This window comes from Nocardioides sp. CCNWLW216 (genome assembly GCF_037120545.1).
GTDB lineage: Bacteria > Actinomycetota > Actinomycetes > Propionibacteriales > Nocardioidaceae > Nocardioides > Nocardioides lianchengensis.
Genome location: NZ_JBBBBJ010000012.1, coordinates 17298 through 37162 on the forward strand (window position 1 = coordinate 17298; position 19865 = coordinate 37162).

Here is a 19865-nt window from a genome sequence, read left to right on the forward strand (position 1 = left end):
GTGGCCACAGGTAAAGACCCCGGGACGTCGACCGCCCACGCGATCTCGCCGGACTCCGGCACGCACTGGTCGGCGGAGGGGGCCTGGCGGGTCGCCGAGGGCATCCACCGGATCCCGCTGCCGCTGCCCATGGACGGGCTGAAGGCGATCAACGTCTACGTCGTCGAGACCCCGGACGGGCTCACGCTCGTCGACGGCGGCTGGGCGATCACCGAGGCCCGCGAGCTGCTCGACCGGTGCCTGAAGGAGGTCGGCTACGGCTTCGGCGACATCCGCCGATTCCTGGTCACCCACGTGCACCGCGACCACTTCACGCTGGCCACCGTCCTGGGCCGCGAGTACGGCGCGGACGTGGCGCTCGGGGTGGGCGAGAAGCCGGCGCTGGAGCTGCTCAACGACGAGGCGCTGGACCACAACCCGTTCGTCGACGTCCTGGTCACGGCCGGGGCGCGCGAGGTGGCCGACCAGTGGGTCGCCATGCAGGGCGACGACCAGCCGGACACCAGCATCTGGGCCTTCCCGACGACCTGGCTCGAGGGCGACCACCGGATCGAGGTCGGGGCCCGCACCCTCGACGCCGTGCACACCCCGGGCCACACCCCCGGCCACTACGTGTACGCCGACCAGCAGGACGGCCTCCTCTTCGCGGGCGACCACGTGCTGCCCACGATCACCCCGTCGATCGGCTTCACCGTGCCGCCGCCGGAGACCCTGCCCCTGGGCGACTTCATGGCTTCGCTGACCAAGGTCCGGGCGCTGCCCGACCTGCGGATCCTGCCGGCCCACGGCCCGGTGGCGCCGTCCTCGCACGCGCGGGTCGACGAGCTGCTGGCCTTCCACGAGCACCGGCTCGACCTGAGCCTGGCCTCGCTGTCCGGCGGTCCGCGCACCGCCCACGTGGTCGCCCAGGAGCTGCCCTGGACCCGGCACGACCGGACCTACCCGGAGCTCGACCTGTTCAGCCAGGGGATGGCCTCGATGGAGACCAAGGCCCACCTCGAGCTGCTGGTCGCGCAGGGCCGCGCCACCCGGGCCGAGGGCGACGACGGCGTGGTCTTCACGGCTGCGGGCTGACCGGGCCCGGGTCGGCGAGCTGGGCCTGGTTCGCCAGGGCCCACACCACCGCCTGGCTGCGCCGGGTGACGCCGATCTTGCGGTAGGCGGTGCGCACGTAGGTCTTCACGCTGCTGACGCCCACGAAGAGCTCGGCGGCGATCTCCTCGTTGGTGCGTCCGGCCGCGACCAGGGCGAGCACCTGCCGCTCCCGGCGGGAGAGGGTCCGCAGGATGTCGGCGGCCTGGTCGAGGGCGGTCGTCACCGGGGCGTGCTGGGCGGTGACGTCGACCATGAAGCCGCGCATCACCAGGCGGTCCTTCGGCGTGCGCTCCGTGACCCCGCCCGAGACCACCACGCGCACGCGGCCGGTGGCGTCCACGATCTGGTGGTGGTTGCTGTAGCGGAGGCCCGGGACGGTCGCGCGCGCCAGGACCCGCTCGGCCCGGGCCCGGCCCGGGGCGAGCTTGTGCCGCAGGCAGAGGTCGAAGGACGGGGTCACCTCGCCGGGTCGGTAGCCGTGCAGACGGAACGCCTCGTCGGTCCAGGTCCACTCGTCGGCGTGGACGTCCCAGGTGTAGCTGCCGAAGGCGCCGGCCCCGAGGTCGTCATGTGCGGTCACCGGGTGATTCTCGGGCCTGGGTTCGTCAGATGTCGGCGAATGGTCGGCACCTCACCCTCATGGGTGCGGTCGCACCATCGGCAGGTGCGGGATCCCGTCCTCCAGGAACTCGGGGCCGTCGACGGCGTACCCGAAGCCGCCGTACCAGCCGGCCAGCGGCGCCTGGGCGTCCAGCACCGAGGTCCGCTCCCCGACGACCTCGAGGGCCGCCGTCATCAGCCGGTCGGCCAGGCCCTGGCCGCGGGCGGAGCGGGCCAGCACCACCCGGCCGACCCGGGCCACCGGGCCGTCGTCCAGGACCCGCAGGTAGCCCGCGACGGCGCCGTCGCGCAGCCCCACCACGTGCCGCGTCGCGGGCTCGGTGTCGCGGCCGTCGAGGTCGGGATAGGCGCACTCCTGCTCGACGACGAACACCTCCTGCCGCAACCGCCAGACGTCGTACGCCGTCCGCACGTCGAGGTCGTCGAAGGCCAGCACCCGGATCTCCACGAGCAGGAGTCTCACAGAGGGATGATGGGACCGATGCCGACGACTGCACCCCTGCCGCGCGTGAACCCCGACTTCCTCACCCGACCGCGCCTGCTCGCGGCGCTGGACCGGTGGGCGCCGGTGACCGTGCTGCTCGCGCCGTCGGGTGCCGGCAAGGCGGTGCTCGCCGTCCAGTGGGCCGCCCGCGCCCGCGATCAGGGCCACGACGTGCTCTGGCTCGACGGCGAGGTGGACGAGCCGTCCGACGTGGTCGCGGCCCTGGCCCGCCACGCCGGCCTCGAGCCGCTCGAGGACGACGCGGCGACGCTGCGCCGGCTGCGCCGGGCCCTGCAGGGCCTGGACCGCCGCGTCGCGCTGGTGCTCAACAACGCCGAGCCGGTGCTGGCCGCCATCGGCGACGCGCTCGTCGACGTGGTGCGCGACTGCCGCGAGGTGCACCTGGTGGCCTGCCTGCGGCGCCGGCTCGACCCGGTGTCCAAGGCGCTGCTCGAGGCCGAGACCCGGGTGCTCGCGCTCGCCGACATGCAGATGACCCGCGAGGAGGTGCGTGAGCTCGCCGCCCTCCACGGCCTCGCCCTCAGCGAGCCCGAGGCGGAGGCGATCCGGGAGTCGGTCGGCGGCTGGCCCGCCCTGGTCCGCACCGGCCTGGAGTCGCTGCCCGACCGCTCGGGGACCCCGGTCACCGCCTGGTCGGGCCGACACGTCGCCTGGTTCCTGCGGGCCAACCTGATCCCCGTGCTGCCGCCCTCGGCCCGGGCGGCGGCCTGCCGCGCGGCGCTGGTCGAGCGGCCGACCTACCGCGCGGTGCTGGCGGCCACCGGTCCGCTCGACGACACGGCCCGGATCACCCTCGAGGCGATCGGGATCCTCGACCCGATGGTCAGCGACGGCGAGCCGCTGGTGCGGCTGCCCCCGCTGATGCGCGACGCCTTCCGCGAGCAGTACGACGCGGCCGCGCTCGGCCCCGCGTCGGCCGTCCACGACGCGGTGGCGTCGTACTGGCGCGAGGAGGGCGAGCCGCTGCACGCGCTGCAGCAGGCCGTGGCCGGGCAGTCCTGGCCGACGGCGGTGCGGATCGCCGAGGAGCACTGGTGGCCGATGCTCGCCGAGGACCCCACCGCCTTCGTGGTGGCGCTGGCGCAGGTGCCGCTCGCCGAGCTGGCCGGGCACCCGCTCGTCGAGGTCGGGCGCCAGCTCGTCCTCGCGGACGGGACGGTGCCGGAGTCGGAGGCGACCCGCACGCTGGTCGCCGACCTCCTCGCCTGGCCGGACGACGAGCTCGTGGAGCGTGCTCGGGGCTCGCGGTCCGGGCAGGTCCTGGAGCTGCTCACCCTCCTGGCCGCCGGGGCCCGCCGGCAGGGCCGGCTCGACGACGCGCGGAGGCTGGCCGACCGGATCGAGCTCGTCCTGGACCCTGGGCGCTCCCCGGAGCTCGGCTCCGCCTCCGCCGTCGTACGACGGGCCGCGCTGCAGGCCGGGACCACCCGCCTCCTGGCCGGCGAGACCGCCGCGGCGTCGGCGGTGCTGCAGCGGGCGGTCTTCGCCGACGAGGCGCCCGGCGACCCGTTCACCGGTGAGGCCGCCGGCAAGCTGGCGCTCTGCGCGGCCCTGCACGGCGACCGCAGCGCGGCCACCGGGTGGCTGGAGCGCTGGACCGGGTCCCGGCGGCCCACCCCGCGGCACGGCCAGTTCCTCGACTACGGCGCCCACGTCGCCCGGGCCGCGGAGGCGGTCCGGCGCCTCGACGCCGCGACCGCCCGGGCCGAGCTCGCCGGGCTGCGCGAGGAGGTGTCGGCCCGCGACGAGCTCTGGCCGTTCGCGCTCCTGGTGGAGACCGAGCACGCCCTGGCCTGGGGTGGCCGGTCGACCCTGCGCGCCGAGCTGGCCACGGCCCGGGCCCAGCCGGGTCCGCGCTCGGCGATGCCGTGGCTGCAGGGCCTCCTCGGCGCGTGCGAGGCCGAGCTCTGCACCTCCCTTGGCCGGACGACGGTGGCCGCCAAGCTGCTCGGCGAGCTCGACCCGTCCTCGGTGTTCGTCGCGCTCGCCCGGGCGCGGCTGGCCCGGGTCAGCGGCCACCACGAGGAGGCGCTGGACCTGCTGGAGCCGGTGCTGGCCACCGACCACCCGTTCGCGCCGCTCCGCGTCGACGCCCTGCTGCTGGCGGCGTGGTGCCGCAGCGACGACGCCGCCGACCCCGACGCGGCGGTCGTCGCGGGGCTGGAGAGCGCCGTGCTCGCGGCCCGTCGCGAGCGGCTGGTGCTGCCGTTCTCCCGGCTGCCCGCCGGCTTCCTGGACCGCTACGCCGACCGCGTCCCCGTCCTGGCCGAGGTCGGGTCCATGCTCGCCGAGGCGGCCGTCCGCTCGCCGTACGACGTGGTCGCGGAGCTGCCCGCGCTCACGCCCCGCGAGGCTGCCGTCCTGGCCTGCCTGGTGCGCGGGCTGTCGCGCGAGCAGACCGCCCGCGAGCTGTTCGTCTCGGTCAACACGGTGAAGACCCAGACCACCTCGATCTACCGCAAGCTCGGCGCCCGCGACCGCGCCGAGGCGGTACGCCGGGCCTACCAGGTCGGCCTGGTCGACTGACCGCCCCTCGGTCCCGGTGCCGGCCGGCGGCAGGGCTGCTCTACGCTGGCGTCTCACGACAGGGGAGCACGCGCGAGCGTGCTGAGAGTGCGGAAGAGCCGCAGACCCTCGAACCTGCTCCGGTTAGCACCGGCGAAGGGAGTCCGGAATGAAGTGCACCCGTGCGCGCGCCCAGGCGCTCGCAGTCACCACCCTCGGCAGCCTGCTGCTCGCGTCCTGCTCGCTGGGCGGGGGTGACGACGAGGCGAGCGGCGGGGACGGCGCGACGCCCACCGAGGTCGTGCTGGTCACGCACGAGTCCTTCGCGCTGCCCGAGGAGCTGACCGAGGCGTTCGAGGCCGACACCGGCCTGACCCTCACCGTGCGCGCCGCCGGCGACGCCGGCACGCTCACCAACAAGCTGGTCCTGACCAAGGACAGCCCGACCGGCGACGTCGCCTTCGGCGTCGACAACACCTTCGCCTCGCGGGCCGTCGACGAGGGGGTGTTCGCGCCGTACGCCCCGACCCTTCCCGAGGGGGCCGAGGCCTTCGCGCTGCCCGGCGACGACGGCGTCCTCGCGCCGGTCGACTCCGGCAACGTGTGCGTCAACGTCGACGACACCTGGTTCGCCGAGCAGGGTGTCCCCGCCCCGGCCACGCTCGACGACCTGACGAAGCCGGCGTACCAGGACCTCTTCGTGATCCCCGGCGCCACCACCAGCTCCCCCGGCATGGCCTTCCTGCTCGCGACGATCGCCGCGAAGGGCGACGCCTGGCCCGACTACTGGGCCGACCTGATGGCCAACGGCGCCAAGCTGACCGACGGCTGGTCGGACGCCTACCAGGTCGACTTCACCCAGGGCGGCGGCGAGGGCGACCGGCCGATCGTCGTGTCCTACGACTCGTCGCCGGCGTTCACCGTCGACGGCGAGGGCGGTACGACGACCAGCGCGCTGCTCGACACCTGCTTCCAGCAGGTCGAGTACGCCGGCGTGCTGGCCGGCGCCGAGAACCCCGACGGCGCCGAGCAGGTCGTCGACTGGCTGCTCAGCGACGAGGTCCAGGCCGCCCTGCCCGACAGCATGTACGTCTTCCCGGTCTCGGCCGCCGCCGAGCTGCCCGCCGACTGGGCCACCTTCGCGAAGCGCCCGACCGCGCCGCTGGAGGTCGAGCCGGCCGAGATCGACGCCAACCGCGACGAATGGCTGCGCGAGTGGAGCGACGTCACCAGCCGCTGACATGACCCTCAGACGCGCCACGGGACTGCTGGCGCTGGCCCTCGGGCCGGTGCTGGTGCTCGGCGTGTTCTTCGTGCTGCCGGTCGGCGGGATGCTCGCCCGCGGCCTGTGGCCCGACGGCACCTTCGACCCGGGGGCCGTGGCCGAGGTGCTCACCCGCCCCCGGGTACGACGGGTGCTGGGCAACACGGCCTGGTTCGCCGCGTCCGCGACCCTGCTGTCGCTGGGGCTCGGGCTGCCGGCGGCGTACGCGCTGCACCGGCTGGCGTTCCCGCTGCGGCGGGTGCTGCGGGCGGTGCTGCTGGTGCCGTTCGTGCTGCCGACCGTGGTCGTGGGGGTGGCGTTCAAGCAGCTGCTGGGGGAGTCGGGGCCGCTCGGCTCCCTCGGCCTGGACGGCACGCCGGTGGCCGTGATCCTGGGGCTGGCCTTCTTCAACGTCTCGGTGGTGATCCGGGTCGTCGGGTCGGCGTGGGAGTCGCTGGACCAGCGGCCGGCGGAGGCGGCGGCCGCGCTCGGCGCGAGCCCGGTGCAGGTCTTCCGGACGGTCACCCTCCCGGCGCTGCGGCCGGCGATCGTGTCGGCGGCGAGCGTGGTGTTCCTGTTCTGCGCGGCCGGCTTCGGGGTCGTGCTGACCCTCGGCGGGCTGCGCTACGCGACGGTGGAGACCGAGATCTACCTGCTCACCACCAACCTGCTCGACCTGCAGGCGGCGGCCGCGCTGTCGATCCTGCAGCTGGTGGTGGTCAGCGTGCTGCTGGCGGTCGCGGGCCGGCTCCGGGCGGTCGCCGACCCGGGGGTGTCCCGGGTGGTGGCGCGGCCACGCCGGCCGCGGCTGGCCGACGTACCCGTGCTGGCGGCGACCGTCCTCCTCCTGCTCTTCGTCGGGGTCCCGGTGCTCACCCTCGTCGCCGGCTCGCTGCAGGTCGACGGGGAGTGGAGCCTCGGCAACTACCGCGCGCTGGGCGGCACCGGCGACCAGCAGGCGCTGCTGGTCCCGGTGACCGAGGCGCTGGCCTTCTCCCTCCGTACGGCGGTCGACGCCACCTGGATGTCGCTGCTGCTGGGCCTGCTGGTCGGCGTCGTGGTCACCCGCCGGTCGCGCTCGCGGGGCGAGCGGCGGGTGCGCGCGGCCCTCGACGGCTTCTTCATGCTGCCGCTGGGGGTCTCCGCGGTGACTGTCGGCTTCGGGTTCCTGATCACCCTGGACCGGCCGCCGCTCGACCTGCGCGACTCGGCCCTGCTGGTGCCGGTGGCCCAGGCGCTGGTCGCGCTCCCGCTGGTGGTCCGCACCCTGGTGCCGGTCCTGCAGGGCATCGACGACCGGCAGCGCCAGGCCGCCGCCTCGCTCGGCGCCGGACCGCTGCGCACGGCGCTGACCGTCGACCTGCCGGTGATCTGGAAGCCGCTGCTCGCGGCCGCCGGCTTCGCCTTCGCCGTCTCGCTGGGGGAGTTCGGCGCGACGTCGTTCCTCGCCCGCGACGACCGGCCGACCGTCCCGATCGTGATCTTCCGGCTGATCGGCCACCCGGGTGCGATGAACTACGGCATGGCCCTCGCCGCCTCCGTCGTCCTCGCCGCCACCACCGCGCTCGTGATGCTGCTCGTCGAGCGGCTCCGGGTGCCCTCCGTAGGAGCCTTCTGATGAGCACCACCATCCTCGACGGCGGCCTCTCCAACGCGTTGGAGGACCGCGGCCACGACCTCTCCTCCGACCTGTGGACCGCCCGCGTGCTGGTCGACGCCCCCGGCGAGATCGCCGCGGTGCACCGCGCCTACTACGACGCGGGCGCGACCGTGGCCACCACCGCGAGCTACCAGGCGCCGGACGACCTGCTCGGCCGCAGCGTCCGGCTCGCCCGGGCGGTGCGCGACGAGCGCGACGAGGAGGGCCTGCTGGTCGCCGCCTCCGTCGGCCCGTACGGCGCCTCGCTCGCCGACGGCTCCGAGTACCGCGGCCGCTACGGCGTCCCCACCGCCACCCTCCGCGACTTCCACGCGCGCCGGGTCGCGGCCCTCGTCGAGGCGGAGCCCGACCTGCTGGCCGTCGAGACCGTCCCGGACGCCGAGGAGGCCGAGGTGCTGGTGCCGCTGCTGGAGGACGCGGGCCTGCCCGCCTGGTTCTCCTACAGCGTCGACGGCGACCGCACCCGCGCCGGCCAGCCGCTCGCCGAGGCGTACGGCGTGCTCGCCGGCAGCCGGGTCCTGGTCGCCGCCGGCGTCAACTGCGCCCGCCCGGCCGACGTGCTGGGGGCGGTCCGGGCGGCGGTCGCCGCCACCGGGCTGCCCGCGGTCGCGTACCCCAACCGCGGCGAGGACTGGGACCCGGTCGCACGTGCCTGGGTCGGCGCCGGCGGGGTGCCGCTCGAGCTGGCGCGGGCCTGGGTCGCCGCGGGGGCGTCGTACGTCGGAGGGTGCTGCCGGGTCGGCCCGGCCGACATCCGCGCCCTCGCCGACGGGCTGGCCGCCGGTGCTTGAGCTCACCGGCGTCTCGGTCGCCTACGACGGCGTGCCCGCCGTCCGCGACGTCTCCCTCGCCCTGCCCGACGGCGGGGTGCTCGCCGTCCTCGGCCCGTCCGGGAGCGGCAAGTCCACGCTGCTGCGCGCCGTGGCCGGCCTGGAGCCCGCGAGCGCCGGGCGGATCGCCTGGGACGGCCAGGACCTGGCCCGGGTGCCGACGCACAAGCGCGGGTTCGCGCTGATGTTCCAGGACGGCCAGCTCTTCCCCCACCTGAGCGTCGGTCGCAACGTCGGCTACGCGCTGCGGCTGCGGCGCGTCCGGGACAGCGCCGCCCGGGTGGCCGAGCTCCTGGAGCTGGTCGGCCTCACCGGGTACGCCGACCGCCTGCCCGCGACCCTCTCCGGCGGCGAGCGGCAGCGGGTCGCCCTGGCCCGGGCCCTGGCCGTCGAGCCCCGGCTGCTGCTGCTCGACGAGCCGCTGTCCGCCCTCGACGCCGGCCTGCGCGAGCGGCTCGCCGGCGACCTGCGGCGGATCCTGCGCGCCGCCGGCACCACCGCGCTGATGGTCACCCACGACCACGACGAGGCCTTCACCGTCGCCGACCGGCTCGCGGTGATGCGCGACGGCGCGCTGGTGCAGGAGGGCGAGATCGCCGCGGTCTGGCGCGCGCCGGCCGACCCCGCGACCGCGCTCTTCCTCGGCTACGCCCGGGTGCTGACCGGCCCGGCGGCCACCGCCGTGCTGGCCGCCGCAGGTCGACCGACGGCCCCCGCGGTCGCCGTACGGCGCTCCGCGCTGAGCGTGGCGGCGACCGGTCCGCTCACCGGCACCGTCCGCTCCGCGCGGGCCACGCCGGAGCAGGTGCGCCTCGTGGTGGACGTCGCCGGGGTCGGCGAGGTGGACGCCGTCGCCGACCTCGACCACCACCCGGCGGTGGGGGAGAGCGTCCGCCTGGACGTGGATGTGTCCCGCCTCGCAGTCCTGCGAACGGGCGTCGGTGGGGAACAGTCCTTACACTGACCTCCGTGTATCGCCGCGCCTACGTCCTCATGATCGGCATCGCGGCGGCCATGGGCCTCTGGGCGATCATCACCGCCGTCATCCTCGACAAGCCGCTCGGCGATCCCGAGGGCAGCTTCCTCGGCCCGTCGTACATCCGGCTCCCGCTGCTGCTGACCGGTGCGCTGCTCCTCGACCTGCTGCCGCGGATCGTGTGGAAGGCCAAGCTGAAGCCGAAGGCGATCCCCGGGGTCGTCCGCGACCGGCTGCGGACCCACTGGAACCGCGAGCGGATCACCCTGGTCGCGCTCGGCATCATCTGCTTCTACATCACCTACGTCAGCTACCGGAACCTCAAGTCGTTCCTGCCCGACGTGCACAGCGCGATGTACGACCGCGAGCTGCACCTGCTCGACAAGGTGCTCTTCTTCGGCAACGAGCCGGGCGTCGTGCTGCAGACCGTGCTCGGCACCACCATCACCGCGCACGTGCTGTCCTACATCTACCTGTGGTTCCTGCCGATGGTGCCGCTCGGCGTCACCGCCTGGCTGGTCTGGTCGCGCAACCTCTCCTTCGGCTACTGGTTCGTGACCGCCCAGTGCATCGCCTGGTCGCTCGGGACCCTGTCCTACTACGCCTTGCCGACCATCGGTCCCGGGCTCGAGTACAACTGGCTCTACGAGCCGCTCGCCAACACCCCGACGTCCGCGTTGATGGACAGTCTGGTCAACGACCGGCAGCCGGTCCTGGTCGGCCTCGACGGCATGCAGACCGTCGCGGGCTTCGCCAGCCTGCACACCGCGATCACCCTGCTGCTCGCGCTGATGGTGCAGTTCACGATCCGCAACCGGGTCGCCCGCTGGGTGTGCTGGGTCAACTTCGCGCTGACCATCGCCGCCACCCTCTACTTCGGCTGGCACTACGTCGCCGACGACCTCGCCGGCATCCTCATCGCCCTGGTCTCGTTCTACCTCGCCGGTCTGGCCACGGGGCAGAAGTTCGATCGCGGCGGCCTGGCCTCGCACCCGACGACGACCACCTCGGCCGTCCCCGTCGGCCGCGACTGACCGACCGCCTGCTGCGCGGACCCGTCGTACGACGACGGCCACCGACACCGCCCCGGGGACGATTCCGGGTGGGGTCGGTGGCCGTCGACCCCTGCCATCGGCCGGGACGGCGCCGTCCTGAAGAGAACTACACCGTTGTAGTTTTCAAGTCGACACGCCGTGAAATCTGAGAAAGTTGGGGAAATTGTGGCGGATGTGACGAAAGTTCACTAGCGTGACGGTCCTGGCCCCGGGTGGCGACATCGACTCCCGGGGCCTTTCCACGACCTGACCGCAGCCAGAGAGGGGCCCGCCGTGCGCCGCATCGGGACCGTCGCCGGGCTCACGCTCGCCACCGCCCTGCTCACCGGAGCGGCCGGCCTCGGCATCGCCGCCGCCGACGAGACGACCGACGTGCCGACCCAGGCCGAGGTCGAGCAGGCCGAGGGCGCCGCCCGCACCGCCGCCGGCTCGGTCGCCGAGGTCCAGGCCCGGCTCGCGGTCGCCAGCTCGCGACTGGAGGCCGCCGCGGTCACCGCCGCCCGGGCCGCCGAGGCCTACAACGGGGCCCGCTGGCGCGCCGACCAGGCGCGCAAGGCGGCCGACGCCGCCCAGGTCCGCTCCACGGAGGCGGCCGCCGCGCAGGAGGAGCTCCGCGACGTCTACGCCGACCTCGTCGTCTCCGGCTACCAGCAGACCCCGCAGCTCGCCGCCCTGGCCGCGCTCACCGACGCCGACGGCATCGGCTCCGCGCTCGAGACCGCCAGCACCCTCCGCGCCGGCCAGACCGCCCTCGACGAGCGGTACGACGAGCTGCGCGCCGGCACGGTCCTGGCCGACATCGCCTCCGACAAGGCCGAGGACGCGCGTGCCGAGGCCGACCGGGCCGAGCGGGGTGCCCGCGAGGCCCGGGACGCGGCCACGTCGGCCGCGGCGAGAGCCGACGCCGAGGCGGCCGCGGTCGCCGCCGAGAAGACCCGCCTGGTCGCCGACCTGGCCCGCCTCCAGCACGTCAGCGTCTCGCTCGCCACGCGCCGCCAGGCCGGCCTCGAGGAGCAGGCCCGGCAGGCCGCGGCGGCCGCCGCCGAGCGCCAGGCCCGTCAGCAGGCCCGTCAGCAGGCCCGTCAGCAGGCCCGTCGAGCGGCGGCCCAGGCTGCGGCGGACCAGGCCGCCGAGGCCGCGGCGGCGCAGGAGGCCGACGACACCGAGGACGCCGAGGACGCCGAGCCTGCGGAGGCGCCGCCCGCCGAGGAGCCCGCGGACGCGCCCACCCCGAGCGCCGGCGTACCCGCCGTCCTGGCCTTCGCCCGCGCCCAGCTCGGCGAGCCCTACCGCTGGGCCGCGTCCGGCCCGGACGCCTGGGACTGCTCCGGCCTGACCGCCGGCGCCTGGGCCGCGGCCGGCAAGAGCCTGCCCCACTACTCCGTCGCGCAGTACGAGCAGTCGACCCCGATCAGCTCCTCCGACCTGCGCCCCGGCGACCTGGTCTTCTGGGGCGACTCCAGCAGCCCGTCGTCGATCTACCACGTCGCGCTCTACGCGGGCGGCGGCAAGATCATCCACGCCCCGCGCACCGGCAAGCCGGTCACGGAGGAGTCGATGTACTACTGGATCCCGCCGAACTTCTTCGCCCGTCCCTGAGGTCTGGCGGGCCCCTCGCCGGACGGTCCAGACCGCGATCCTCGCCACGTCTGGCCCCCGTGACCCGTGGGTAACGTGGAAGGCATGTCGACCGAGACCGTGCCGCCGACCGCCGCCGAGGACCTCCCCTCGACCGCCCCGGCCGCGACTCCCCAGCAGGACACCGACGCCGAGGTCGAGGAGCGCTCCGGCTACCGCCGCCCGGCGATCGACGTACCCGGGCTGACGGCGCTGCTCGACGGCAAGTACGCCGAGGTCCGCAACCTGGTCCGCACCAACCTGGCCGAGTACGCCGGCATCCTCACCGACGCCGAGGAGATGACCCGCGACGAGTTCCGCGAGCGGGTCAAGGACGTCGTGGTCGAGATGGCCTCGACCGGCCAGACCGGCATGGGCTTCCCCGAGGAGTACGGCGGCGGCGGCGACATCGGGGCCTCCGTGGCCGCGTTCGAGACCCTGGCCTACGGCGACCTCTCGGTGCTGGTGAAGGTGGGCGTGCAGTTCGGCCTGTTCGGCGGCGCGATCCTCCAGCTCGGCAGCAAGGAGCACCACGACGCCTACCTCGCCGACCTGATCACCGGCAAGCTGATGGGCTGCTTCGCGATGACCGAGTCCGGGCACGGCTCGAACGTGCAGGCCCTCGGCACCGTCGCGACGTACGACGTGGCGACCCAGGAGTTCGTCGTGACGACGACCCGCGAGGACGCCCGCAAGGACTACATCGGCAACGCCGCCAAGCACGCCGAGATCGCGGTCGTCTTCGCCCAGCTCGAGGTCGCCGGGAAGTCCGAGGGCGTGCACGCCTTCGTCGTCCCGATCCGCGACCGAGACGGCGGCACGCTGCCCGGCGTCCGGATCGAGGACGACGGCCTGAAGATGGGCCTCAACGGCGTCGACAACGGCCGGATCTGGTTCGACGGCGTCCGCATCCCGCGGACCGCGCTGCTCAACCGGTTCGCCGACGTGACCCCGTCGGGTGTCTACGAGAGCGAGATCGAGAACCCCAACCGCCGCTTCTTCACCATGCTCGGCACCCTCGTGCAGGGTCGGGTCTGCGTCGGTGGCGGCGGGATCAACGCCGCCAAGGTGGCCATTGCGATCGCCGTCAAGTACGCCCTGAAGCGGCGCCAGTTCGAGGCCACCAGCGAGGACGAGGAGGAGCTGCTCCTCGACTACGGCCTGCACCAGCGCCGGCTGCTGCCGCTGCTCGCCGACACCTACGCGCTGCACTTCGCGCAGGAGGTCGTCGCGGGCCAGCTGCACGACGTCACCTCCGGGATCGAGACCAGCGAGCACGCCAAGCGCGAGCTGGAGTCGCGGGCCGCCGGCACCAAGGCGCTCGGCACCTGGCACGCCACCCGCACCATCCAGGAGTGCCGCGAGGCGTGCGGCGGGGCCGGCTACCTGGCCGAGAACCGCTTCGCCGCGCTGAAGGCCGACACCGACGTCTTCACCACCTTCGAGGGCGACAACCACGTCCTGCTGCAGCTGGTCGCCAAGGGGCTGCTGACCGACTACGCCAGCGACTTCGAGGACCTCGACCAGCTCGGCACGGTCCGCTTCGTCACCAACCTGGCGGTCGAGACCGTCATCGAGAAGACCGCCGTCCACAAGCTGCTGGAGCGGGTCAAGGACCTGTTGCCCGGCGGCGACCAGTGGGACCAGGAGGCCGGTCTCCTCGACAGCGACTACCAGCTGGCGATGCTCCGCTTCCGCGAGGAGCACATGCTCTCCGGCGTCGCCCGCCGCCTCAAGCGCGGCATCGACCAGAAGATGAACCCCGGCGAGGTGTTCTCCCGGGTCCAGGACCACGTCATCGCCGCCGCCCGCGCCCACGTCGAGCGACTGGTGCTCGAGGCGTTCGTCGCCAAGGTCGAGGCGCTGCCGGACGGCGAGAACAAGATCGCCCTCCGGCTGCTCTGCGACCTCCACGCGCTCGGCGTCATCGAGGCCGACCGGGCCTGGTTCATGGAGCACGGCCGACTCTCGGTGGCCCGGTCCAAGGCGATCAGCCGCGAGATCGGCAGCCTGTGCCGCAAGGTCCGGCCGCTGGCCGACGACCTCGTCGACGCGTTCGCCGTCCCGCCCGAGATGCTCCGCTCGCCCTCCCTGCTGGGCTAGCGGAGACGCGCCAGCGGATCTGCTGATTGGTGGTCGAGCGAGCCGTGCGAGCGAGCTTGCGAGGTCGTGACCGGCGTGCCGAGACCGTGCCGCCGCCGTAGGCTCCACGCATGCGTCTCCTCGGCGGCTGGTCCGACGACCCGGTCTACGCCGCGGCGTACGACTGGAGCGTCGAGCACCCCCGCGCGGGCGGCCTGGCCTGGCGGCTGGCGATGGGCAGCGACCTCGCTCTGCTGTACGACGCCGCCCGCGAGATCAGCGAGCAGCCGCGCGGCGCCCGAGTGCTCGACGTGCCCTGCGGAGGCGGGGTCGCCGTACGGGCCCTGCGACCGGCGCAGGGCGTCGAGTACGTCGCCGCCGACCTGTCACCCGCGATGCTGGCGCGGACGGCCCGGCTGGCCGAGCGGCGCGGCGTCGAGCACCTCGTCACCACCGTGGAGGCCGACGTCGGCGCGCTGCCGTTCGCGGACGCGTCGTACGACCTGGTGGTCAGCTTCACCGGGCTGCACTGCTTCCCCGACCCCGCCCGTGCGGTCACTGAGCTGGTCCGCGTGCTGCGCCCCGGCGGGGTGATCACCGGCAGCGCGTTCCTCAACGACACCGGCCTGCGCTACGAGCCGGCCCGCCGGGTCGGCCGGCTCACCGGTCTGCTCGGCCCGGGCTGCACCGGCGACCAGCTCATCGCCTGGCTGACCCGCCTCGACGTCCAGGACGTCACGCTCCGCACCAGCGGCGCGCTGGCCTACTTCCGGGGTGTGCGGGCCGGATGAGAGTTTCATCGGCTAGCCGATGAAGCTCCTCCCGGGACGATGAACCTTTGTCGTCCCGGCGTGAGTTTCATCGGCTAGCCGATAAAACTCACCGAGGCCCGAGACGGCCCCCCCGTCAGTGGATCGCGCCGGGGTTGTCCTTGAGTCGCTGGAACGACGCCCGGACCTCGTCCTCGGCCTCGGTGCGGCCGACCCACTCGGCGCCCTCGACGGACTTGCCGGGCTCGAGGTCCTTGTAGACCTCGAAGAAGTGCTGGATCTCCAGGCGGTCGAACTTGGAGACGTGGCTGATGTCGCGCAGGTGCTCCAGGCGCGGGTCGGTCGACGGCACGCAGAGCACCTTGTCGTCGCCGCCGGCCTCGTCGGTCATCCGGAACATGCCGATCGCGCGGCACTTGATCAAGCAGCCCGGGAAGGTCGGCTCCTGGAGCAGCACCATCGCGTCGAGCGGGTCGCCGTCCATGCCGAGGGTGTCCTCGATGTAGCCGTAGTCGGCCGGGTACTGCGTGGACGTGAAGAGCGTCCGGTCGAGGCGGATGCGACCCGACTCGTGGTCGACCTCGTACTTGTTGCGCTCACCCTTGGGGATCTCCACCAGTACGTCGAACTCCAGCACGTGTTTCCTCCGCCATCTGCGGGCCGTCTGAGGGGGCCCTTACGTCAGTACTCGGGCAGTCTCCCCCAGAATGGCCGCGGATGCGTAGCGGAGAGGGGATCGGGTGCACCGACGTGACCGACGCCACGGGCTGACCCAGGCCCCGCGAGGGGAGGCCGGGGGGCTCCGGGGCTGGCTCGCACTGCTCGTCGTGCTCGCGCTGACGGCGGGTGTCGTGGCGACCTACCGCTACGACCTGGCCGACCGCTGGTTCCCTCGCGAGCCCGCCGGGCCGACCGACCCCGCGGTCGTCGAGCCGCCGCCCGGCCTCGACCTGCCGGCCGTCACCGCCCCCGCCCCGATCGCGGCCCCGGTGTCGGCCGCCGTCGTCGACAAGGCCGCGGTCCGGGCCGCGTTGGCGCCGTACCTGCGCGACGAGGACCTGGGCGGCCACGTGCTGGCCGCGGTCACCGGCCTCGACGGCGGGCCGACGTACTCCTTCGGCCGGGGTACGGCGGTGCCCGCCTCCACCACCAAGCTGCTGACCGGGCTCGCGACGCTGGCGACCCTCGACCCGGCGGCGACCTTCGCGACCCGCGTGGTGCGCGACGGACGCCGGGTCGTCCTGGTCGGAGGCGGCGACCCGTTCCTGGCCAGCACGCCGCCCGACGCCGACCGCAAGCCCGGCGAGCGGGCGGCCTGGCCGGCCCGCGCCGACCTCCGCACCCTGGCCCGGCAGGCGGCCGAGGCGCTGCTCGCCGACGGCGTCGCCCGGGTCCGGCTGCAGTACGACGACACGCTCTTCAGCGGTCCGGCCGTGAACCCGGCCTGGCCGGCGAGCTACCTGCCGGACGGTGTCGTCGCCCCCATCTCCGCGCTGTGGGCCGACGAGGGCCGACCCGAGAACGGCACCGGCCGGGTCGCCGACCCGCCCCGCACGGCGGCGGACGTGTTCGCCCGCGAGCTGGCCGCGGCCGGCGTCACCGTCGCGGGCGCTCCGGTCGGCCGGGCCGCCGGGCCCGACGCGACGCCCGTCGCGGAGGTCCGGTCCGCGCCGGTCGCCCAGATCGTCGAGCAGGCCCTGCTCGTCTCCGACAACGAGGCGACCGAGGTGCTGCTGCGCCACGTCGCGCTGGCCGACGGGGGAGACGGCAGCGCGGACGCGGGCGTGCGCGCGGTCGCCGCCACCCTGGACCGCCTCGGCGTCCCCACCGACGCCGTCCGCCTGTACGACGGCTCCGGGCTCTCCCGCCGCAACCGGATCCCGCCCGCCACCCTGCTCGGCGTGCTCCGCCAGGCTGCGACGGGTGCCCCGGCGCTGCGCACGGTCCTGAGCGGCCTGCCCGTCGCGGGATTCACCGGCTCGCTCGCGGAGCGGTTCGCGACCGGCCCCGCGGAGGGTCGCGGCCGGGTGCGCGCCAAGACCGGCACCCTCACCGGCGTCAGCAGCCTCGCCGGCATCGCGACCACCGTCGACGGCAGCCCGCTGCTGTTCGTGCTGATGACCGACAAGGTCAAGGAGGCCGACACCATCGACGCGCGCGACGCCCTCGACTCGGCCGCCGCCGCCCTGTCCGCATGCGCCTGCGCGGCGACGGCCGCGCCGTAGCCGTCCGGCGCCGGCCCGCGTCCGACCCCGGCGGCCCCCCCACAACCGGCGCAATTGCGCTGGTTGTGGGGTCCGAGGCGGCCTACCCGCCCGTAACCGGCGCAATTGCGCCGGTCCGGGGACCGCCGCCGCCCCGACCGCCTGCACCGGTGCCAGTACGGTCGTCCCATGACGCGGGAGATGGTGGACTGGGACCTGGCCGTGAAGCTCGGCTCCCGGATCGCCGGCGAGGGCCCCACGGTGTCCCGCGACGAGGCGGCCGCCGTGGTCGCCGAGCTGCGGGCCGACGCCGTGCGCTCGACCGGACTGGTCCGCGAGTTCACCGGCCTCGACGCCCCCGACGGCACGGCCCCCGTGCTGGTCGTCGACCGGCCCGGGTGGGTGCAGGCCAACGCCGACGGGTTCCGCACCGTGCTGGCGCCGCTCGTCGACACGCTCACCGAGAAGAAGCCGCCCACGGGCGTCGCGCTCGCCGTGGGCTCCAAGGTCACCGGCGTCGAGGTCGGCGGGCTGCTCGGCTTCCTGGCCGGCAAGGTGCTGGGGCAGTTCGACCCGTTCCACGACCCGCACGGGCGGCTGCTGCTGGTCGCCCCCAACATCGTCCACGTCGAGCGCGAGATCGGCGCGGACCCGACCGACTTCCGGCTCTGGGTCTGCCTGCACGAGGAGACCCACCGGGTGCAGTTCACGGCCGTGCCGTGGATGCGCGACCACCTCTTCTCCGAGGTCCGGGCCATCGCCGAGACCGTGGGCTCGTCCTCGGCGCTCGAGGACGGCCTGCAGCGGGTCGTCGACGCGCTGCGCAGCAGCACCCGCGGCGGCAGCCTGATGGACGTCCTCGGCTCCCCCGAGCAGAAGGAGATCGTCGACCGGGTCACCGGCGTCATGTCGCTGCTCGAGGGCCACGCCGACGTCGTGATGGACGGCGTCGGACCGAGCGTCATCCCGAGCGTCGAGACCATCCGCGGCAAGTTCAACGACCGCCGCGGCGGCGTCGGCACCCTCGACCGGCTGCTGCGCCGGCTGCTCGGCCTGGACGCCAAGATGGCCCAGTACCGCGACGGCGCGACGTTCGTCCGCGCCGTCGTCGACAAGGTCGGGATGTCCGAGTTCAACGCGGTCTGGGAGCGGGCCGAGAACCTGCCCTCCAAGGCCGAGATCGCCGACCCGGAGACCTGGGTCGCCCGCGTGCTGTGACTCTCCACCCGTCGCTCGCCGCCGTCCGCCGGGGCGTACGACGTTCGCTCGCCGACCTCGACCCGGGGCGGGTCGTCCTGGTCGCCTGCTCCGGCGGGGCCGACTCGCTCGCGCTGCTCGCCGCCACCGTCGTCGAGGGCCACCGGGTCGGGCTGCGCGTCGTCGGCGCCACCGTCGACCACGGCCTGCAGTCGGGCTCGGCCGCGCACGCCGTCCAGGTCGTCGACCAGATGGCCGGCCTCGGCGTCGACGAGACCGTGGGTGCGCGGGTGCAGGTCGACGACGCCGGGATCGGCCCGGAGGCCGCGGCCCGGCGGGCGCGGTACGCCGTGCTGGACGAGATGGCCCGGCACTTCGACGCCGCCGCCGTGCTCCTCGGGCACACCCGCGACGACCAGGCCGAGACCGTGCTGCTGGGCCTGGCCCGCGGGTCGGGCGGCCGCTCGCTGGCCGGGATGCGTCGCTCCTTCGACGTCTACCGCCGCCCGCTCCTCGACGTGGCCCGCGCCGACACCGTCACCGCCTGCCAGGTCGAGGGCATCCGGTTCTGGGAGGACCCGCACAACCGCGACCCGGCGTACACCCGGGCCCGGGTCCGGCACACCGTGCTGCCGGTCCTGGAGGAGCACCTCGGGCCGGGCGTCGCCGCGACGCTCGCCCGCACCGCCGACCAGCTGCGCAGCGACATGGAGCTCCTCGACGACCTCGCCGAGGCCGCCCACGCCCGGCTCGCCGGCCCGGACGGGACGCTCCCGGTCGCGGGCCTGGCCGCCGAGCCGGACGCCGTACGACGGCGCGTGCTGCGCCTCGCCGCCCTGTCCGCCGGCGCGCCCGCGGGCGAGCTGTTCCACGAGCACGTGCTGGCCCTCGACGCGCTGGTCACCGACTGGCACGGCCAGCGCTGGATCGACCTGCCCGGCCACCTCCGCGGGCGCCGGGACGACGGTGGTGTCCGCGTCGTCCCGGCGGAGCCTTAGGCTCTCCGGCATGGACGCTGCTCACGTCGAGAACGACCTCGTCAACGTGCTCTTCACCGAGGCCCAGATCCAGGAGCGGATCGGTGAGCTCGCCCAGGAGATCGAGGCCGAGTACGCCGGCCGCGAGCTGCTGATCGTCGGCGTGCTGCGCGGCGCGGTGATGGTGATGGCCGACATGGCCCGCGCGTTCACCCGCCACATCGAGATGGACTGGATGGCGGTCTCGTCGTACGGCTCGGGGACGAAGTCCAGCGGCGTCGTGCGCATCCTCAAGGACCTCGACACCGACATCTCCGGGCGCGACGTCCTCATCGTCGACGAGATCATCGACTCCGGCCTGACCCTCTCCTGGCTGACCTCCAACCTCGCCTCGCGCAACCCCGCCTCGGTCGAGGTGGCCACGCTGCTGCGCAAGCCGGAGGCCCTGAAGGTGCCGCTCGACGTGAAGTTCGTCGGCTGGGACATTCCGAACGAGTTCGTGGTCGG

At 74.4% G+C, this 19865-nt stretch carries 17 protein-coding genes and 1 riboswitch; of the genes, 14 read left to right on the forward strand and 3 right to left on the reverse strand.

The window, feature by feature from the left end; translation table 11 throughout:
* A complete protein-coding gene (locus V7S47_RS21930; RefSeq protein ID WP_336563568.1) occupies nucleotides 1-1074 on the forward strand; it encodes an MBL fold metallo-hydrolase in 1074 nt (357 codons plus the stop codon).
* On the opposite strand, the gene V7S47_RS21935 is transcribed toward V7S47_RS21930, so the two are convergent.
* Both V7S47_RS21935 and V7S47_RS21940 read right to left on the reverse strand, forming a co-directional pair.
* Nucleotides 1058-1675 carry a helix-turn-helix transcriptional regulator gene (locus V7S47_RS21935; protein ID WP_336563569.1) on the reverse strand — a complete coding sequence of 206 codons (618 nt, stop codon included), beginning with the start codon at nucleotides 1673-1675 and terminating at the stop codon, nucleotides 1058-1060. The two genes, V7S47_RS21930 and V7S47_RS21935, sit on opposite strands and share 17 nt — an antisense overlap.
* Before the next feature lie 57 nt (nucleotides 1676-1732).
* A complete protein-coding gene (locus V7S47_RS21940) occupies nucleotides 1733-2179 on the reverse strand; it encodes a GNAT family N-acetyltransferase (protein ID WP_336563570.1) in 447 nt (148 codons plus the stop codon).
* 18 nt (nucleotides 2180-2197) lie between these two features.
* Here V7S47_RS21940 and V7S47_RS21945 point away from each other — a divergent pair, with 18 nt between their 5' ends.
* The 9 genes from V7S47_RS21945 to V7S47_RS21985 all read left to right on the forward strand — a co-directional run bounded on the left by V7S47_RS21945 (nucleotide 2198) and on the right by V7S47_RS21985 (nucleotide 15001).
* Complete coding sequence (locus V7S47_RS21945) at nucleotides 2198-4747, forward strand: LuxR C-terminal-related transcriptional regulator (RefSeq protein WP_336563571.1); 2550 nt, start codon at nucleotides 2198-2200, stop codon at nucleotides 4745-4747.
* 50 nt (nucleotides 4748-4797) lie between these two features.
* Nucleotides 4798-4905: riboswitch (TPP riboswitch) on the forward strand.
* Nucleotides 4896-5966 carry a thiamine ABC transporter substrate-binding protein gene (locus V7S47_RS21950; protein ID WP_336563572.1) on the forward strand — a complete coding sequence of 357 codons (1071 nt, stop codon included), beginning with the start codon at nucleotides 4896-4898 and terminating at the stop codon, nucleotides 5964-5966. Its footprint overlaps the riboswitch before it by 10 nt.
* Before the next feature lies 1 nt (nucleotide 5967).
* Nucleotides 5968-7608, forward strand: coding sequence for an ABC transporter permease (locus V7S47_RS21955; protein ID WP_336563573.1), 1641 nt, complete (start codon nucleotides 5968-5970; stop codon nucleotides 7606-7608).
* Complete coding sequence (gene mmuM, locus V7S47_RS21960) at nucleotides 7608-8441, forward strand: homocysteine S-methyltransferase (RefSeq protein ID WP_336563574.1); 834 nt, start codon at nucleotides 7608-7610, stop codon at nucleotides 8439-8441. Before V7S47_RS21955 ends, mmuM begins: the two co-directional genes overlap by 1 nt.
* Complete coding sequence (locus V7S47_RS21965) at nucleotides 8434-9444, forward strand: ABC transporter ATP-binding protein (RefSeq protein ID WP_336563575.1); 1011 nt, start codon at nucleotides 8434-8436, stop codon at nucleotides 9442-9444. The genes mmuM and V7S47_RS21965 overlap by 8 nt, the downstream gene beginning before the upstream one ends.
* Nucleotides 9445-9449: 5 nt before the next feature.
* Nucleotides 9450-10490 (forward strand): phosphatase PAP2 family protein, encoded by a 1041-nt coding sequence (locus V7S47_RS21970; protein WP_244509317.1) that lies wholly within the window; start codon nucleotides 9450-9452, stop codon nucleotides 10488-10490.
* A 294-nt stretch (nucleotides 10491-10784) separates the two neighbouring features.
* Nucleotides 10785-12110 (forward strand): C40 family peptidase, encoded by a 1326-nt coding sequence (locus V7S47_RS21975; protein WP_336563576.1) that lies wholly within the window; start codon nucleotides 10785-10787, stop codon nucleotides 12108-12110.
* Nucleotides 12111-12194: 84 nt separating this feature from the next.
* Nucleotides 12195-14231, forward strand: coding sequence for an acyl-CoA dehydrogenase family protein (locus V7S47_RS21980; protein WP_336563577.1), 2037 nt, complete (start codon nucleotides 12195-12197; stop codon nucleotides 14229-14231).
* 110 nt (nucleotides 14232-14341) lie between these two features.
* The gene (locus tag V7S47_RS21985) at nucleotides 14342-15001 is read left to right on the forward strand and encodes a class I SAM-dependent methyltransferase (protein WP_336563578.1); all 660 of its coding nucleotides are present in this window, start codon (nucleotides 14342-14344) and stop codon (nucleotides 14999-15001) included.
* Nucleotides 15002-15116: 115 nt separating this feature from the next.
* On the opposite strand, the gene V7S47_RS21990 is transcribed toward V7S47_RS21985, so the two are convergent.
* A complete protein-coding gene (locus V7S47_RS21990; RefSeq protein WP_090854478.1) occupies nucleotides 15117-15614 on the reverse strand; it encodes an inorganic diphosphatase in 498 nt (165 codons plus the stop codon).
* A gap of 106 nt (nucleotides 15615-15720) precedes the next feature.
* Here V7S47_RS21990 and dacB point away from each other — a divergent pair, with 106 nt between their 5' ends.
* From dacB to hpt, 4 genes are all read left to right on the forward strand, one after another.
* Entirely contained in the window at nucleotides 15721-17205 is a 1485-nt protein-coding gene (gene dacB, locus V7S47_RS21995) for a D-alanyl-D-alanine carboxypeptidase/D-alanyl-D-alanine endopeptidase (RefSeq protein ID WP_336563579.1), read from the forward strand.
* Nucleotides 17206-17373: 168 nt separating this feature from the next.
* Nucleotides 17374-18402, forward strand: a complete 1029-nt coding sequence (locus tag V7S47_RS22000; protein WP_336563580.1) for a zinc-dependent metalloprotease — start codon at nucleotides 17374-17376, stop codon at nucleotides 18400-18402.
* Nucleotides 18399-19379 carry a tRNA lysidine(34) synthetase TilS gene (gene tilS, locus V7S47_RS22005; protein ID WP_336563581.1) on the forward strand — a complete coding sequence of 327 codons (981 nt, stop codon included), beginning with the start codon at nucleotides 18399-18401 and terminating at the stop codon, nucleotides 19377-19379. The genes V7S47_RS22000 and tilS overlap by 4 nt, the downstream gene beginning before the upstream one ends.
* A gap of 10 nt (nucleotides 19380-19389) precedes the next feature.
* The coding region (hpt, locus tag V7S47_RS22010; protein WP_336563582.1) for a hypoxanthine phosphoribosyltransferase at nucleotides 19390-19865 on the forward strand (476 nt) is incomplete at its 3' end.

Excerpts from the sequence above, each read along its gene's own strand:
- V7S47_RS21945 (WP_336563571.1), top strand. The coding sequence starts at position 2,198 with ATGCCGACGACTGCACCCCTGCCGCGCGTGAACCCCGACTTCCTCACC.
- V7S47_RS21950 (WP_336563572.1), top strand. The coding sequence starts at position 4,896 with ATGAAGTGCACCCGTGCGCGCGCCCAGGCGCTCGCAGTCACCACCCTC.
- V7S47_RS21955 (WP_336563573.1), top strand. The coding sequence starts at position 5,968 with ATGACCCTCAGACGCGCCACGGGACTGCTGGCGCTGGCCCTCGGGCCG.
- mmuM (WP_336563574.1), top strand. The coding sequence starts at position 7,608 with ATGAGCACCACCATCCTCGACGGCGGCCTCTCCAACGCGTTGGAGGAC.
- V7S47_RS21980 (WP_336563577.1), top strand. The coding sequence starts at position 12,195 with ATGTCGACCGAGACCGTGCCGCCGACCGCCGCCGAGGACCTCCCCTCG.
- V7S47_RS21985 (WP_336563578.1), top strand. The coding sequence starts at position 14,342 with ATGCGTCTCCTCGGCGGCTGGTCCGACGACCCGGTCTACGCCGCGGCG.
- V7S47_RS22000 (WP_336563580.1), top strand. The coding sequence starts at position 17,374 with ATGACGCGGGAGATGGTGGACTGGGACCTGGCCGTGAAGCTCGGCTCC.